At 62.7% G+C, this 16,930-nt stretch carries 13 protein-coding genes; 9 read left to right on the plus strand and 4 right to left on the minus strand.

Annotated features, from left to right (window positions below; genetic code table 11):
- Positions 1-39 precede the first annotated feature (39 nt).
- The 3 genes from ACBG85_RS08655 (at position 40) to ACBG85_RS08665 (ending at position 8,945) form a co-directional block, all read left to right on the plus strand.
- Complete coding sequence (locus ACBG85_RS08655) at positions 40-903, plus strand: hypothetical protein (protein ID WP_372027078.1); 864 nt, start codon at positions 40-42, stop codon at positions 901-903.
- A gap of 461 nt (positions 904-1,364) precedes the next feature.
- Positions 1,365-4,871 (plus strand): DNA-directed RNA polymerase subunit beta, encoded by a 3,507-nt coding sequence (rpoB, locus tag ACBG85_RS08660; protein WP_003942068.1) that lies wholly within the window; start codon positions 1,365-1,367, stop codon positions 4,869-4,871.
- A gap of 117 nt (positions 4,872-4,988) precedes the next feature.
- A complete protein-coding gene (locus ACBG85_RS08665; protein ID WP_003941914.1) occupies positions 4,989-8,945 on the plus strand; it encodes a DNA-directed RNA polymerase subunit beta' in 3,957 nt (1,318 codons plus the stop codon).
- 71 nt (positions 8,946-9,016) lie between these two features.
- Here ACBG85_RS08665 and ACBG85_RS08670 read toward each other — a convergent pair whose 3' ends face one another.
- Entirely contained in the window at positions 9,017-9,403 is a 387-nt protein-coding gene (locus ACBG85_RS08670; protein ID WP_003942070.1) for a glyoxalase superfamily protein, read from the minus strand.
- Positions 9,404-9,491: 88 nt separating this feature from the next.
- On the opposite strand from ACBG85_RS08670, the gene ACBG85_RS08675 reads away from it, so the two are divergent.
- Positions 9,492-10,499 carry an LLM class flavin-dependent oxidoreductase gene (locus tag ACBG85_RS08675; RefSeq protein WP_054827492.1) on the plus strand — a complete coding sequence of 336 codons (1,008 nt, stop codon included), beginning with the start codon at positions 9,492-9,494 and terminating at the stop codon, positions 10,497-10,499.
- A 13-nt stretch (positions 10,500-10,512) separates the two neighbouring features.
- Here the strand turns inward: ACBG85_RS08675 and ACBG85_RS08680 are convergent, their stop codons facing one another.
- Positions 10,513-11,010, minus strand: a complete 498-nt coding sequence (locus ACBG85_RS08680) for a histidine phosphatase family protein (RefSeq protein ID WP_007728426.1) — start codon at positions 11,008-11,010, stop codon at positions 10,513-10,515.
- A gap of 73 nt (positions 11,011-11,083) precedes the next feature.
- Between ACBG85_RS08680 and ACBG85_RS08685 the strand changes: the two genes are divergently transcribed.
- On the plus strand, positions 11,084-11,284 hold the full coding sequence (locus ACBG85_RS08685) for a hypothetical protein (protein WP_003941897.1): 201 nt from the start codon (positions 11,084-11,086) through the stop codon (positions 11,282-11,284).
- On the opposite strand, the gene ACBG85_RS08690 is transcribed toward ACBG85_RS08685, so the two are convergent.
- Positions 11,281-12,039: an acyl-[acyl-carrier-protein] thioesterase gene (locus ACBG85_RS08690; protein WP_007728423.1), complete on the minus strand. Its 759-nt coding sequence runs from the start codon at positions 12,037-12,039 to the stop codon at positions 11,281-11,283. The genes ACBG85_RS08685 and ACBG85_RS08690 overlap by 4 nt on opposite strands.
- A gap of 44 nt (positions 12,040-12,083) precedes the next feature.
- Positions 12,084-13,073, minus strand: coding sequence for an NAD(P)-dependent alcohol dehydrogenase (locus ACBG85_RS08695; RefSeq protein ID WP_007728421.1), 990 nt, complete (start codon positions 13,071-13,073; stop codon positions 12,084-12,086).
- Positions 13,074-13,138: 65 nt separating this feature from the next.
- On the opposite strand from ACBG85_RS08695, the gene ACBG85_RS08700 reads away from it, so the two are divergent.
- The 4 genes from ACBG85_RS08700 (at position 13,139) to ACBG85_RS08715 (ending at position 16,929) form a co-directional block, all read left to right on the plus strand.
- Positions 13,139-13,795: a TetR/AcrR family transcriptional regulator C-terminal domain-containing protein gene (locus ACBG85_RS08700; RefSeq protein ID WP_372027082.1), complete on the plus strand. Its 657-nt coding sequence runs from the start codon at positions 13,139-13,141 to the stop codon at positions 13,793-13,795.
- Positions 13,796-13,874: 79 nt separating this feature from the next.
- Positions 13,875-14,840, plus strand: coding sequence for an NADPH:quinone oxidoreductase family protein (locus ACBG85_RS08705; protein ID WP_064074184.1), 966 nt, complete (start codon positions 13,875-13,877; stop codon positions 14,838-14,840).
- An 89-nt stretch (positions 14,841-14,929) separates the two neighbouring features.
- Positions 14,930-15,400 carry a MarR family winged helix-turn-helix transcriptional regulator gene (locus tag ACBG85_RS08710; RefSeq protein WP_003941890.1) on the plus strand — a complete coding sequence of 157 codons (471 nt, stop codon included), beginning with the start codon at positions 14,930-14,932 and terminating at the stop codon, positions 15,398-15,400.
- Entirely contained in the window at positions 15,397-16,929 is a 1,533-nt protein-coding gene (locus ACBG85_RS08715) for a DHA2 family efflux MFS transporter permease subunit (RefSeq protein WP_003942006.1), read from the plus strand. The genes ACBG85_RS08710 and ACBG85_RS08715 overlap by 4 nt, the downstream gene beginning before the upstream one ends.
- Position 16,930 lies beyond the last annotated feature (1 nt).

The following is a 16,930-nucleotide window of genomic DNA, read 5'->3' on the forward strand; positions in this document are numbered from 1 at the left end:
GAACCTGCACACCGACATCCCTCGAAGGAGAAGCGCGTAATGCCACCCAAACGTCGTACCGGCGGACCGTCCTCCCCGCAGAACCGTCGGCCGAAGATCGCCGGAAGCGCTCGCTCGCTCAACGTCCCCGCGGGGACGTCCGATTCGGATCCGGTCGAGCCCACGATCGAACAGCCGGAAGAGGAAACACAGGAGGCTGTGAAGCCGGAGGTTGCGAAGCCGGAGGTTGCGAAGCCGACGCTCACGAAGGCAGAGTCCGGAGACATCGAGCCGCCGAAGACGGAAACCGACGCTCCGGAATCCACACCGGGCCCCGATCTGACCAAACCGGCGAAAACCGTCGCAGACGAGCCCAAGACCCCTGCTACCCCGGAGACGGGTGCGGGGGAGTCGGCGACAACACCTACACAATCCAAGGCCGGTTGGCGCCTGGTCGCGATCCTGGGGGCCGCAGCGGTCATCGTCGCGATCCTCGCCGGCATCGCCTTCTTCAAAGTCGGCGCGAAGACGGACGACATCGCCTGGGTGGACGAAGGCGCCACGGCTGAAGTTCTTCGTGTGACGCCGTCGGCGTTGGCTGCAGTCTTCACGTTTTCTCCCGACACGTTCGACGCCGATTTCGACAAGGGTGTCCAGGGCCTGAACCAGTCGATGCGCGATCAGCTGACGCAGTACAAGGACACGCAGAAGGCCGGCGTCGAACAAACCCAGACGGCAACGACCGCTGATGTCCCGCTGATCGGGATCACACGGCTCGAGAAGGACCGAGCACAGTTGCTCGCCCAACTGAACGTCAGCTCGACGCAGAACGGCGTGGCGGCAGACTCTCGCTCCGGAATGGTCATCGTGAGTCTGGAGAAGCAGGACGGAAACTGGCTGATCTCGGAGATCCGCGACCAGTAGCTCGGAGATTCGCGACCAGTAGCACCTGCGCACCAGCGCGAAGATCTGGATCGACGCACGATGTCGGTCCAGATTTTTCGTATGTGACGCCGTTGCTGGCTACACTCCCGGTGGCAGTGTTCGAATGCGCGTCACGAATGTTCGAATGCTGCGACACGCGCTCTCGCCCTTGACGGAGCGGTCCGCAAGGTCCACTCTGATCGGTGAACATGCACGGACGAGTGATCGGCAGTCTCACGTCAGTATCTGAATTCGACCCTCAGTTACACCCGACTCGACATTTCCAGAGTAAGGGTGTACTTTTGGACGTTGCGCTGGCTGCCTCCTGTCCACCCCTCGTCTCAACCGCTGCGAAGTCAAGTACTTCTTGCTTTCTGCGACGGGTTTCGTTCGGGTTGTAACCAGCGAAATTCGAAGCAGATACAGCGGCGGTCGCAACAGCACGGAGCGGCCCGCGTGAGGTGCTGGAAGGACGCATCTTGGCAGTCTCTAGCCAGACCAAGGCAGTTTCCGGAATCCCCGGAGCCCCGAAGAGGGTTTCGTTCGCGAAAGTTCGCGAACCCCTCGAAGTTCCCGGGCTTCTTGACGTACAGACAGATTCGTTCGAGTGGCTGATCGGCGCGCAGAGTTGGCGTGAACGAGCAGCGGCACTCGGCGACAATGCAGTGTCCGGTGGTCTCGAGGACATCCTCGCGGAGCTTTCTCCGATCGAGGATTTCAACGGCACTATGTCGCTGTCCTTCTCCGACCCTCGATTCGACGAGGTCAAGGCCTCGACGGACGAGTGCAAAGACAAGGACATGACCTACGCGGCGCCGTTGTTCGTCACCGCGGAGTTCATCAACAACAACACTGGTGAGATCAAGAGCCAGACGGTCTTCATGGGAGATTTCCCGATGATGACCGACAAGGGCACCTTCATCATCAACGGCACCGAGCGTGTGGTCGTCTCGCAGCTCGTGCGTTCCCCCGGTGTGTACTTCGACATGAGCGTCGACAAGAGCACCGAGAAGGATCTGCACAGCGTCAAGGTGATCCCGGGTCGCGGCGCATGGCTCGAGTTCGACGTCGACAAGCGCGACACCGTTGGTGTCCGTATCGACCGCAAGCGTCGTCAGCCTGTCACCGTCCTGCTCAAGGCACTCGGCTGGACCACCGAGCAGATCACGGAGCGCTTCGGCTTCTCCGAGATCCTCATGGCCACGCTGGAGAAGGACAACACCGCCGGCACCGATGAGGCGTTGCTCGACATCTACCGCAAGCTGCGTCCGGGCGAGCCCCCCACCAAGGAGAGCGCGCAGACCCTGCTGGAGAACCTGTTCTTCAAGGACAAGCGCTACGACCTCGCTCGCGTGGGTCGTTACAAGATCAACAAGAAGCTCGGCCTGAACGCGGGTCAGCCGATCGTTGCATCCACGCTCACCGAAGAAGACATCGTCGCCACCGTCGAGTACCTCGTGCGTCTGCACGCAGGTGACACCTCGATGACGGCTCCGGGCGGCGTCGAGGTTCCCGTCGAGGTCGACGACATCGACCACTTCGGCAACCGTCGTCTGCGTACCGTCGGCGAGCTCATCCAGAACCAGATCCGCGTGGGCCTGTCCCGCATGGAGCGTGTGGTTCGTGAGCGCATGACCACACAGGACGTCGAGGCAATCACGCCTCAGACGCTGATCAACATCCGTCCCGTCGTCGCTGCGATCAGGGAGTTCTTCGGAACCTCCCAGCTGTCGCAGTTCATGGACCAGAACAACCCGCTGTCGGGGCTGACGCACAAGCGTCGTCTGTCCGCCCTCGGCCCGGGTGGTCTGTCCCGTGAGCGCGCCGGCCTCGAGGTTCGCGACGTTCACCCGTCGCACTACGGCCGCATGTGCCCGATCGAGACCCCGGAAGGCCCGAACATCGGCCTGATCGGTTCGCTGTCGGTCTACGCCCGCGTCAACCCGTTCGGTTTCATCGAGACCCCGTACCGTCGCGTCGTCGACGGACAGGTGACCGACGAGGTCGACTACCTGACCGCTGACGAAGAAGACCGCCACGTGGTCGCGCAGGCCAACTCGGCCATCGACCGCGAGGGTCGCTTCACCGACTCGAAGATTCTCGTCCGCCGTAAGGGTGGCGAGGTCGAGTTCGTCGCGTCCTCCGACATCGACTACATGGACGTTTCGCCGCGTCAGATGGTGTCCGTCGCAACCGCGATGATTCCGTTCCTCGAGCACGACGATGCAAACCGTGCCCTGATGGGCGCGAACATGCAGCGTCAGGCTGTCCCGCTGGTTCGCAGCGAGGCACCTCTCGTCGGTACCGGCATGGAGCTGCGTGCAGCTGTGGATGCCGGCGACGTCATCATCACCGAGAAGACCGGTGTCGTGGAGGAGATCTCCGCGGACTACGTCACGGTGATGGCTGACGACGGAAGCCGCAAGACGTACCGGATGCGCAAGTTCGCGCGTTCCAACCAGGGCACGTGCGCCAACCAGCGTCCGATCGTGGACGAGGGACAGCGTGTCGAGGCCGGCCAGGTTCTGGCCGACGGTCCTTGCACCGAGAACGGTGAGATGGCGCTGGGCAAGAACTTGCTCGTCGCGATCATGCCGTGGGAAGGCCACAACTACGAGGACGCGATCATTCTGTCGCAGCGTCTCGTGGAAGAGGACGTCCTGACCTCGATTCACATCGAGGAGCACGAGATCGATGCCCGCGACACCAAGCTCGGTGCCGAGGAAATCACTCGCGACATCCCGAACGTCTCCGACGAGGTCCTCGCCGACCTCGACGAGCGCGGCATCATCCGTATCGGTGCCGAGGTTCGTGACGGCGACGTGCTGGTCGGAAAGGTCACGCCGAAGGGCGAGACCGAGCTGACCCCCGAAGAGCGCCTCCTTCGCGCCATCTTCGGCGAGAAGGCTCGCGAGGTTCGTGACACGTCCCTCAAGGTTCCTCACGGTGAGACCGGCAAGGTCATCGGAATCCGCGTGTTCTCGCGTGACGAAGACGACGATCTGCCTCCCGGTGTCAACGAGCTGGTCCGCGTGTACGTGGCACAGAAGCGCAAGATTCAGGACGGCGACAAGCTCGCCGGCCGCCACGGTAACAAGGGCGTCATCGGCAAGATCCTGCCGCAGGAAGACATGCCGTTCCTCTCGGACGGCACGCCTGTCGACATCATCTTGAACACGCACGGCGTCCCGCGTCGTATGAACATCGGTCAGGTCTTGGAGACCCACCTCGGGTGGATCGGCAAGACCGGCTGGAACGTTCAGATCGCGTCCGACGGCTCTCGTCCCGACTGGGCTGCGACCCTGCCGGAAGAGATGCTGTCCGCTCCGGCCGACTCGAACATCGCCACCCCGGTGTTCGACGGTGCGAAGGAAGACGAGCTCACCGGTCTCCTCGGCGCGACGCTGCCGAACCGTGACGGCGAGCAGATGGTCGGACCCGACGGAAAGGCCACCTTGTTCGACGGCCGCTCCGGCGAGCCGTTCCCGTACCCGGTCTCGGTCGGTTACATGTACATCATCAAGCTGCACCACTTGGTCGACGACAAGATCCACGCTCGTTCGACCGGTCCGTACTCGATGATCACGCAGCAGCCTCTCGGCGGTAAGGCCCAGTTCGGTGGCCAGCGCTTCGGTGAGATGGAGTGCTGGGCGATGCAGGCCTACGGCGCGGCTTACACGCTGCAGGAACTGCTGACCATCAAGTCTGACGACGTGGTCGGTCGAGTCAAGGTGTACGAAGCCATCGTCAAGGGCGAGAACATCCCCGAACCCGGCATCCCCGAGTCGTTCAAGGTGCTCCTCAAGGAGCTCCAGTCGCTCTGCCTCAACGTGGAGGTGCTGTCCTCGGACGGCGCGGCCATCACGATGGCGGACGGCGACGACGAGGACTTGGAGCGGGCCGCAGCGAACCTGGGCATCAACCTGTCCAGGAACGAAGCTGCGACGGTCGACGACCTCGCGAACTAGGTTTCGGTCCCCGGGTTGCTCTTGAAAGAGCGGCCCGGGGGCGTAGTTCACATTTGAATTGGCAGTCAGGTTGCCGGGTGACCGGCAACCGTAACCCCAACGGGGAAAGGAAGTTACGTGCTCGACGTCAACTTCTTCGATGAACTCCGCATTGGCTTGGCCAGTGCAGAGGACATCCGCAATTGGTCCTACGGCGAGGTCAAGAAGCCGGAGACCATCAACTACCGCACGCTCAAGCCCGAGAAGGACGGCCTCTTCTGCGAGAAGATCTTCGGCCCCACTCGGGACTGGGAGTGCTACTGCGGTAAGTACAAGCGTGTCCGCTTCAAGGGCATCATCTGTGAGCGCTGTGGCGTCGAGGTCACTCGCGCCAAGGTTCGTCGTGAGCGCATGGGTCACATCGAACTGGCCGCACCGGTCACGCACATCTGGTACTTCAAGGGTGTTCCGAGCCGTCTCGGTTACCTGCTCGACCTGGCTCCGAAGGATCTCGAAAAGATCATCTACTTCGCTGCCTACGTCATCGTCGGTGTCGACGAGGAGCTCCGTCACAACGAGCTGTCCACCCTCGAAGCCGAGATGCAGGTCGAAAAGAAGACCGTCGCAGATCAGCGCGACGCCGATCTCGAGGCACGTGCGCAGAAGCTCGAAGCCGACATCGCCGAGCTCGAGGCAGAGGGCGCGAAGTCCGATGTCCGCCGCAAGGTCAAGGACGGCGGCGAGCGCGAAATGCGTCAGCTCCGTGACCGCGCGCAGCGTGAGCTGGATCGTCTCGACGAGATCTGGACCACCTTCACCAAGCTGAGCGTCAAGCAGCTCATCATCGACGAGCTCCTGTACCGCGAGCTGGTCGACCGTTACGGCGAGTACTTCACGGGTGCGATGGGCGCAGAGTCCATCCAGATCCTGATGCAGAACTTCGACCTCGACGCCGAGGCAGAGTCTCTCCGCGAGACCATCCGCAGCGGCAAGGGCCAGAAGAAGCTGCGTGCACTCAAGCGCCTCAAGGTGGTTGCGGCATTCCAGACCAACGGCAACTCGCCGATGGGCATGGTCCTCAACGCTGTTCCGGTGATCCCGCCGGAGCTTCGCCCGATGGTTCAGCTCGACGGTGGACGTTTCGCGACGTCCGACCTCAACGACCTGTACCGCCGCGTCATCAACCGCAACAACCGCCTCAAGCGACTGATCGACCTCGGTGCTCCCGAGATCATCGTCAACAACGAGAAGCGGATGCTGCAGGAGTCGGTCGACGCCCTGTTCGACAACGGTCGTCGTGGACGTCCGGTCACCGGACCGGGTAACCGCCCGCTGAAGTCCCTGAGCGATCTGCTCAAGGGCAAGCAGGGTCGCTTCCGTCAGAACCTGCTCGGTAAGCGCGTCGACTACTCGGGTCGTTCCGTCATCGTCGTCGGTCCTCAGCTCAAGCTGCACCAGTGTGGTCTGCCCAAGCTGATGGCTCTCGAGCTGTTCAAGCCGTTCGTGATGAAGCGTCTGGTCGATCTGAACCACGCGCAGAACATCAAGTCGGCAAAGCGCATGGTCGAGCGCAAGCGCGTCCAGGTGTGGGACGTCCTCGAAGAGGTCATCGCCGAGCACCCCGTGCTGCTCAACCGTGCACCTACGCTGCACCGTCTGGGTATCCAGGCATTCGAGCCGCAGCTCGTCGAGGGCAAGGCCATTCAGCTCCACCCGCTGGTGTGTGAGGCCTTCAACGCCGACTTCGACGGTGACCAGATGGCTGTTCACCTCCCGCTGTCGGCAGAGGCTCAGGCCGAGGCACGCATCCTGATGCTGTCCTCGAACAACATCCTCTCGCCTGCTTCGGGTCGCCCGCTCGCCATGCCGCGTCTGGACATGGTCACGGGTCTGTTCCACCTGACCCGTCTCGACGAGGGTGTCACCGGTGAGCTCGTTGCTCCGACCAACGACGAGGCAGAGCAGGGCGTGTACTCCTCGCCCGCCGAGGCTCAGATGGCAGTCGACCGCGGCGCGCTCTCGGTTCAGGCTCAGATCAAGGTGCGTCTGACGCAGCAGCGTCCGCCGCGCGACCTCGAGAACGAACTGTTCCCCGAGGGCTGGAACTACGGTGACGGTTGGACCGCCACCACGACACTCGGCCGTGTGCTCTTCAACGAGCTGCTTCCGGCGGACTACCCGTTCGTCAACGAGCAGATGCCGAAGAAGCGCCAGGCGACGATCATCAACGATCTCGCCGAGCGGTACCCGATGATCGTGGTTGCTCAGACCGTCGACAAGCTCAAGGACGTCGGGTTCTACTGGGCCACCCGTTCGGGTGTCACGGTCTCGATCTCCGACGTGCTCGTGCCGCCGGAGAAGCCTGCCATCATCGAGGACTTCGAGGCTCAGGCCGACAAGATCGAGAAGCAGTACCAGCGTGGTGCTCTGGACAAGAAGGAGCGCAACAGCGCTCTGGTCACCATTTGGCAGGAAGCGACCGACAAGGTCGGCAAGGCCATGGAGGCTCACTTCCCCGACAGCAACCCGATCCCGATGATCGTGAAGTCCGGCGCAGCCGGCAACATGACTCAGGTTCGCTCGCTCGCCGGTATGAAGGGCCTGGTGACAAACCCGAAGGGTGAGTTCATCCCGCGTCCGATCAAGTCTTCCTTCAAGGAAGGCCTGACCGTTCTCGAGTACTTCATCAACACGCACGGTGCTCGTAAGGGTCTGGCCGATACCGCACTCCGCACCGCCGACTCGGGTTACCTGACCCGTCGTCTGGTGGACGTTTCGCAGGACGTCATCGTCCGCGAGGTCGACTGTGGAACAGAGCGCGGCATCGTCACCACGATCGCCGAGAAGCAGGCCGACGGCACGATGATCCGCGATGCTCACGTGGAGACCAGCACGTACGCCCGTACCTTGGCGGCCGATGCAGTCGACGCGAACGGCACCGTCATCGTCGAGCGTGGCCACGATCTCGGTGACCCCGCGATCGATGCTCTGCTCGAAGCCGGCATCACGACGGTCAAGGTCCGCTCGGTCCTGACCTGCACCACCGGCACCGGCGTTTGCGCCACTTGCTACGGCCGCTCGATGGCCACCGGCAAGCTGGTCGACATCGGTGAGGCTGTCGGTATCGTCGCCGCACAGTCGATCGGTGAGCCCGGTACTCAGCTGACCATGCGTACCTTCCACCAGGGTGGTGTCGCAGGAGATGACATCACCGGCGGTCTGCCGCGTGTCCAGGAGCTGTTCGAGGCACGTGTGCCCAAGGGCAAGGCTCCTATCGCGGACGTCACCGGTCGGGTACAGCTCGAAGACGGCGATCGTTTCTACAAGATCACCATCGTTCCGGACGACGGCGGCGAAGAGGTTGTCTACGACAAGCTCAGCAAGCGTCAGCGTCTGCGTGTCTTCAAGCACGCCGACGGTCGCGAAAGCCTCTTGGCTGACGGTGACCACGTCGAGGTCGGACAGCAGCTCATGGAAGGTGCTGCCGATCCCCACGAGGTCCTGCGAGTCATGGGTCCGCGTCAGGTTCAGATCCACTTGGTCAACGAGGTCCAGGAGGTGTACCGGAGCCAGGGTGTGTCGATCCACGACAAGCACATCGAGGTCATCGTGCGCCAGATGCTTCGTCGCGTGACGATCATCGATTCGGGTGCCACCGAGTTCCTGCCCGGTTCGCTCACCGAGCGCGCCGAGTTCGAGTCGGCAAACCGCCGCGTTGTCGCCGAGGGTGGCGAGCCCGCAGCCGGCCGTCCGGTGCTCATGGGTATCACGAAGGCGTCGCTCGCGACGGATTCGTGGCTGTCCGCGGCATCGTTCCAGGAGACCACTCGTGTCTTGACCGACGCGGCTATCAACTGCCGCTCGGACAAGCTGATCGGTCTGAAGGAAAATGTCATCATCGGCAAGCTGATCCCTGCCGGTACCGGTATCAACCGTTACCGCAACATCCAGGTTCAGCCCACCGAAGAGGCACGCGCCGCTGCTTACGCAGTGCCGTCGTACGACGACCAGTACTACAGCCCGGACGGCTTCGGCCAGAACACCGGTGCTGCAGTTCCGCTGGACGACTACGGCTTCAGCAACGACTACCGCTAAGCGTTAGTTCGTAGAAATCCCCCCACTTCGAAAGAGGTGGGGGGATTTTTCATGTCAGGAGTGGGACGTTTTCAGGAGTTGCTGCCGCTGAGGTCCGGGATGACGATCTCCTGGACGGCCCACTTGTTCCCGTCGGGGTCGGCGAAGTAGATGAACCGCCCCCAGGCCTGGTCGTCGATCGGGCTGATGTCGATGCCGCGGCTCTTGAACTCGCGCTCGGCCTCTTCGATGTCCTTGACCACTACCTGCATGCCGACGACCGAGCCGGGCTCGGCGTCGGTGATTCCCTTGCCGATGCAGATCGAGCAGGCCGAACCGGGAGGGGTCAGCTGGACGAATCGCAGGTCTTCGCTGACCGTGTGATCGTGGTCGGCATTGAATCCGAGGCGGACGTAGAAGTCCTTGGCGCGGTCGATGTCGGTGACGGGAATGGCGACCAGTTCGAGCTTGATGTCCATGACGTGCCCTTCATGTGATGGTGAATTCCGGCGACAGGTCCAGTGTTGCGGGTATTGCGGTCAGAAACGGTCCTCGTTCGGCGTCCGGATGAAACTTTCCGAATTCCTTGTTGCTCCGAGGGTGCTTCTCTCACTGCTCGACCGATCCCGAACCAGGAGCGGATACCCCGACTCCGCAGCTCTGACGCATTCCGTCGAACGTGCCGCGCACGCCGACGCTCTCGGCTACCACCGGTTCTGGGTCGCCGAGCATCACGCGGTGCCCGGGATCGGGAGCGGGTCGCCGGCAGTACTGCTTGCCGCGATCGGCGCGCATACGCGCGATATCAGACTCGGCAGCGGTGGAGTCATGCTGCCGAATCACCAACCGCTGATCGTCGCCGAGCAGTTCCTGATGCTGGAGGCTCTCTACCCGGGGCGAATCGATCTCGGCCTCGGCCGATCGCTGGGATTCACGGAGCCCGTACGTCAGGCACTACGACGCAGCAAGGACGCTCCGGACACGTTTGTGTCGGACCTGGACGAGGTGAGGCGTTACCTGGACGGATCCGCCGCAGTGACGGCACGGCCGGCGTCGCAGACTGGGGTGCCGATCTTCGTGCTGGCGACGCGCACAGGTCTGAAAGTGGCAGCGCAGCTGGGGCTTCCGGTGGTCGTGGGTGGGCCGATACTGGGAATCGGTAGCACCGATCGGGTGGATGCGTTGGACGAGTACCGCCGAGCTTTCCAGCCCACCGACACACACCCCGAACCCTATGTGGTGGTTTCCCTCGAGGTGGCGGTTGCCGATACCACCGAGGCGGCCCGTGAGTTGCTGATCCCGGAGGCGTACGCGCTCGCAGAATCGTCACGGACAGGGGAGTTTCCGCCGCTCGTGTCGCCGGACGAGATCAGGCGCGCCCCGCGCAGTGATCGAAACGCCAGGCGCATCGAGTCGTTCACGGCTTCGGCGCTGCACGGCACACCCGTCGAGGTGAAACAGCAACTTCACTCTCTCGCCGAACGGACCGGTGCCGACGAAGTGTTGGCGTCGACATCGACGTACGACCGTGACGCGCTTGCACTTTCGGACCGCCTGCTACGTGAGGTGGTTTAGCGGTGTGGTTGATCTAACGAGGCACGTGAAACTCGAGCAGAGTGGCGACGGAGTCGTCGAGTTCGGTCCACGGCACCGGTACGGAGAGGACGGCGATCGCCGAAGTCGGGAACTTGTCGCGGATACGTTGGGCCGCTTCGGAGTTTTCGTTCGATGCGAGATCGAGTGCAGTCCAGGGAATTCCGGGTTCGTGTCCGACGATCAGGAGCGTCTTGACGTGGTCGGACGTGGTTCGCGCAGCTGCAATGACGTCTGCGGGTGAGCCGCCGTAGATGGACTTCTCGAACCCGGCGGGAGCTTCGATTCCCGTCGAGGCAAGGGTTTCGACGGTCCGCCGGGAGGTGGAGCACAGAACGGCGTCGACGGGCGGGACGTTTTCGCGGATCCATTCGCCGCCGATGCGGGCCTCGCGCAGGCCCCGTTCGGCGAGCGGACGCTCGTGATCACGGATGCCCTCGGGGTAACTGGACTTGCCGTGTCGCATGAGGACGAGGGTGCGGTGGTCGGCCATGCGTTCACGGTATCCGCTTTGTGCCCGTCAGTCCGGTTACTCTGGATGGTCAGGACCTTGAAGGAGGTTTTCGATGGCCGGTAAGAAGCTCGATCGAACTAATGCCCGAACTGCACTCGAGGTGGTACGCGAAAGCCCCACCATCGCTTTCATCACCGTTGCCCCGGCAGTGGTCGTGTTCGGCGTGGTGTGGTGGCTCTTCGGTTTCTGGGCCGCGATTCTTCTTGCGTTGGTGTTCGGTGTCGCGGCTGTCGCGACCCAGAAACTGCGTTAGAGGGCGCTCACCTGCGCAACTGCGCGGAGCGCTTCGCCGACCAGGAACCAGACCGTGACGGTCTTGTCGTCGACGCGGCTGCGCAGGACGACGTCGTCGCTGGAGACGATGGGGGAGAGGTACTCGATCAGTGCTCGATGCGGAACTGTCCGTAGTTCGGTGCGAGCGCTGAGGACCTCTTCGACTGCCTGCCAGTAGACGGCGTTGTTGACGTGGTCGAACGGGTCGATATCCGTGGCGCGCAGAGCGAACGGCGTGTCCAGAACACCGGCGTCGTCCGCCTCCGGTGCGTTCTCGGCGAGGACACGCTTCCACTTCAGGCGATGCTCGTCGGTGGATTCCTCCAGTGGCCGCATGAAGTCGTCACTCATCCGCGTGGGCATGCCCGACTCGGCGCTGATGTTGATCCAGAAGCCTTCGGTTTCCATCAGCGCGCCGTTGCTGCCGTCGAAGCGCACACGCATGTTCGCCCATCTCGTGGAGAAGCCGGAGCACCAGCGAGTCATCGTCAACTCTTCCGGCCAGATCGCCGGGCGTACGACGTCGACGACCGTACGACGCACTATCCAGAGCGGATGGGTGTCGATGGCTCCCGCGGCCTCGATGTTGTCGTTGCCGATGTCCTGCAGGTAGCGGGCGACGGCGTCGAGCCTGACCTGCTTGGCGACGTCGATGTCGCCGGTGCGGACCGGGCGGGACTTGACGAAGATCGGTCCTCGGTCCGGCTGTTGCGCGAGCGTGAGATCTGGGTTCACGTGAGATTCCTGTTCGCTGGAGTGAGCCGATTCTGTCAGGCTTTTCAGCGAGTGGCGATTATCTGCTTTCCGCAGCCGGAGCCGTCGACCATTCGTGCCACGGCGACGGCGGTGTCGGCAAGGGGGTGAACGGAGTCGATCACCGGGGTGATGTCACCTGCGTCGATCATCTGCGTCAGGACCTCCAGATCGTCGGCGTTCTCCGAAGCGATGAAGGTGCCCATTTTCTGAGATATGAACGGAGACAAGCACTGTGCGCGTATTTGGCGATCGGTTCCGCCGAGCCACCGTCCGCCGTTCTCGCCGCCGACGATCACCAGCGTTCCGGTGCGTGTGAGCGCCCGTCGAAGATCTCGCAGTCGGCGGTTGCCGCCGGTGTCGATGATGACGTCGTACCGATGCGATCCGTCGGTGGCGTCGTCGACGCGGTAGTCGAGAACCTCGTCGGCACCGATGGAGCGGACGGTATCGGTTTTCGAGGTGCTGCACACGCCGGTGACGTGAGCGCCCATGGCTTTTGCCACCTGCACCGCGTAGATACCGACGCCACCGGATGCGCCGAGTACGAGGACGGATTGGCCCGCCTGCACGCGGCCGTGGTCGCGCACGGCTTGCAACGCTGTGAGGGCGGAGACCGGCACCGCTGCTGCCTGTGCGAACGACAACCGGGCAGGTTTTGCGGCAATCTTCGTCTCGAGTGCGCGTGCGTACTCCGCGAACGAACCGACCGCGATCCCGTACACCTCCTGGCCGACTGCCACGCGGGTCACCGAACTGCCGACGGCCTCGACTCGGCCGGACACGTCCAGTCCGCGAACTCGGTTCCTAGGTCTGCGCAGCCCGAAACCCGCGAGGCGCAACGGATATGGCAGTCCGGCCATGAGATGCCATGCCCCGCGGTCGACGGACGCGGCCTCGACGCGTATCAGCACTTCGTTGTCGGCGACAGTGGGGCGCGGAATGTGGTCGACGTAGAGAACGTCGGCCTCGCCGTAGCGATCCTGTACGACGGCGGTCATCAGTTCCTTCGGCATGCGAGTCTCCGTTCATCGAATGCTTACAGCGTAAGTATTGCACTTACGGTGTAAGTTCTGTCAACGTGGAGAAGCGCGCAAGATTGACCCGAGACGACGTCGTACACGCTGCTGTCGCGCTTGCCGATTCCGTCGGAATCGATTCGATGACCATGCGGAAGCTGGGCACCGAACTGGGCGTCGAAGCGATGTCTCTGTACAACCATGTTTCGGACAAGGGGGATCTGCTCGACGGAATGGTCGATGCGGTCTTCGCGGAGATCGATCTGCCGACGCCGGGACGCCGGTGGCGCACGGAACTTCACGTGCGAGCGGTATCGACAAGGGAAGTGTTGGGGAGGCACCCGTGGGCAACTCCGTTGATGGAGTCCCGAACGACGCCTGGTCCCGCGACCCTGCGCCACCACGATGCCGTCATCGGAACGCTACGCGCCGCCGACTTTCCCGTCGCCCTTGCTGCGCATGCCTTTTCGATCATGGATGCGTACATCTACGGCTTCGTGCTGCAAGAAGTGAGCTTGCCGTTCGAAACAGCGCAGGAAACGACGGAACTGGCGAAGGCGATCATGGGCTCGTTCGAGAGCGGTCAGTATCCGCACCTGGCCGAGTTGACCACCGAGCACGTCCTTGCTCCGGGATACAGCTACGCCGCCGAATTCGCTTTCGGTCTCGATCTGATTCTCGACGGACTCGAACGTCTGCACATCGGGAGCGAACGATGATCTGACGTGAGTACCGGGTTAAAGTCGAGAAAACCGGGTTACCGGTCCAGACTTCAGATGTCCCGAAGAGGAGCTTTCTGTGCGCGCCATGGTGGTTACGGAACTGTCCGGTCCCGAAGGAATTGTCGCGCAGGAGGTTCCCGAGCCCGCAGCCGAAGGTCTTGTTCTCATCGATGTGAAGGCAAGTGGCGTCTGCTTTCCGGACCTGCTCATCACCTACGGCAAGTATCAGATCCGCCCGGAACCGCCGTTCATTCCCGGCGCGGAGATCTCGGGCGTCGTGGTCTCCGCGCCGGAAGGGTCGGGTTTCGCTCCGGGCGATCGTGTTCTCGCGGCCGCGTATCTGGGTGGGTATGCAGAGCGGATTGCCGTCAACCCGGCGCAGGTACTCCGAATTCCGGACGGACTCGCCTTCGACGAGGCGGCTTCGCTGATCATCAACTATCAGACGATGGAGTTCGCGCTCGCTCGTCGCGCGAAGATCGTCGCGGGGGAGACAGTCGTCGTGCTCGGCGCTGCAGGCGGAGTCGGAACGGCAACCATCCAGCTGGCCAAGGCGCACGGTGCCCGGGTGATCGCCGTGGTACGACGCGAGGGCGTCGATGACTTCTTGCGTGAGCTCGGTGCCGACGAGGTGGTCGCGCTGGCTCCGGGATGGGGAGAGCGGATTCGGGAACTGACCGACGGCGTCGGCGCTCAGATCGTGGTGGATCCGGTGGGCGGCGATGCGTTCGACGACGCGGTCCGGGTTCTGGCACCCGAAGGACGACTCGTGGTGATCGGATTCGCCGGCGGCGGTATTCCCGAGATAAAGGTGAACCGGGTGCTGTTTCGCAATATCAGCATTGTCGGCGCGGCATGGGGTGAGTTCACGCGTACCAATCCCGAGGCGGTAGCCGAGATACACGCATCGCTGGTAGAACACGTCCGAAACGGCTTGCGTCCGCTGGTCAAGGCACGGTATCCGCTTGCCGACGCAGCAGTTGCCCTGGCTGATCTCGAAAGCGGCAAAGTTCTCGGAAAGGCCATCTTGCTGCAGGAATGATTCTTCGCAACGTGATGGTGGTCACCAAATAATAAGTTGCAACATGTTTTCATTTGGGCAATAGTTGCAACCGCACTACCATTTGCCAGGTGATCGCTTCCGATTCTGATGACCTGTATGGAGCACTCGACGAGTTGTTCACTCGCCTGATGAGCGCCGGTGATTCGGAGTCGATCGATGCGTTGATCGAACTGGATCTCTCGTTCTCTCAGGTGCGTGTGCTGTTCGTACTTGCACAACGTGATGCGGCGATCCCGATCAACGAGGTTGCCGACGAGCTTCGGCTCTCGGTGGCAGCTACGGGGCGTAACATCGATCAGCTCGTGAACATGGGTCTGGTCGATCGCCGTGAAGACGAGCGGGACCGACGCGTCAAGCGGGTTTCCTTGTCGGAGGCCGGTCGTAAGGTGACGACCAACCACATCGAGTGCAAGCGCGGCCAGCTTCGCGAATTCGCGTCGCGTGTTCCTGAGCCAGAGCGGATTCGTTTGTTCGAGGCTCTCAAGCCCATTCTCGCGGGTGACTATCTGCGAGCACTTAACCAGGAGACTTCGCGATGACATCGCCGAACGCGCCGGCACCGGCGTCCGACAAACTTGACGGGGCGGTCCTCAAGATCGCTTCCGTGGTGGTGCTCGGCGCCATCATGTCGATTCTCGACGTAACCGTGGTGAGCGTCGCGCTCACCACCTTTGCCGAGGACTTCGAAACTTCGTACGCCACCGTCGCGTGGACGATGACGGCCTACACCCTCGCTTTGGCGACGGTCATTCCGGTTACCGGTTGGGCTGCCGACCGTTTCGGCACCAAGCGCCTCTACATGACGGCCCTGGTGCTCTTCGTGCTCGGTTCGGTCGCTTGTGCGATGGCGTGGGACATCACCTCGCTCATCGGCTTCCGCGTGCTCCAGGGTCTCGGCGGCGGCATGTTGATGCCGCTCGGTATGACGATCATGACCCGGGCCGCCGGTCCGGACCGTGTCGGTCGTGTCATGGCAGTTCTCGGTATCCCGATGCTGCTCGGTCCTATCGGCGGCCCGATTCTCGGTGGTTGGCTGATCGAGGCCGCGAGCTGGCACTGGATCTTCCTGATCAACTTGCCGATCGGCATCATCGCTCTGGCTGCTGCGTTCATCATTCTGCCGTCCGACAAGGCGAAGCCTTCGGAGTCCTTCGACTTCCTCGGCATGATCCTGCTGTCGCCCGGCCTGGCGCTGTTCCTGTTCGGTGTGTCGTCCATCCCTGAGGTGGGAACCGTCGCGTCGGCTCGGGTTCTGGTGTCGGCCGGTATCGGTCTGGCGCTGATCATCGCCTTCGTGTTCCACGCGCTCAACAAGGATCACCCGCTGATCGACCTGCACCTGTTCAAGAACCGTCAGTTGACCACCGCCGTCATCACGACGTCGCTGTTCATCGTCGCGTTCATGGGCGCCGGGTTGCTGTTCCCGAGCTACTTCATCCAGGTCGGCGGTCACACCACGCTCGCGGCCGGATTGTTGATGGCTCCGCAGGGTCTGGGCGCTATGGTCACCATGCCGATCGCTGGTCGACTGGTCGACAAGATCGGCCCGGGCAAGATCGTCCTGACCGGTTTGCCGCTGATTCTCATCGGTTTGGGTGTGTTCACACAGGTTGCCTCGGATTCCCCGACGTGGCTGCTGATGGGTGCCTTGTTCGTCATGGGCCTCGGTATGGGTTGCACCATGATGCCGCTGATGACCGCAGCTATCGTGACGCTCTCCAACGAGCAGATTGCTCGCGGCTCCACCCTGATGAACATCGTTCAGCAGACCGCAGGTTCGATCGGTACCGCCGTGATGTCGGTGGTCTTGACCAACCAGCTTCTCGATCGTGGCCTCGACACGACGATGGTCGGTGCGGCCTCGCACATTCCGACCGAACCGGGAAGTCCGCAGGAGTCTGCTGCGAATTCGATTCTCAGTGCGGCGTCGGATGCCTTCGGTAACACCTTCCTCGTTGCCACTGTGCTGATCGTCCTGACCCTCATCCCGGCGTTCTTCCTGCCGCGGAGCAAGACCACCAGGCCGGTGGCCGAGGGCGAGACGGCAACGCCGATCGTTATGCACTGAC

Origin of the sequence: Rhodococcus sp. NyZ502, from assembly GCF_041464245.1 — a bacterium.
GTDB classification, from domain to species: Bacteria; Actinomycetota; Actinomycetes; order Mycobacteriales; family Mycobacteriaceae; genus Rhodococcus_F; species Rhodococcus_F qingshengii.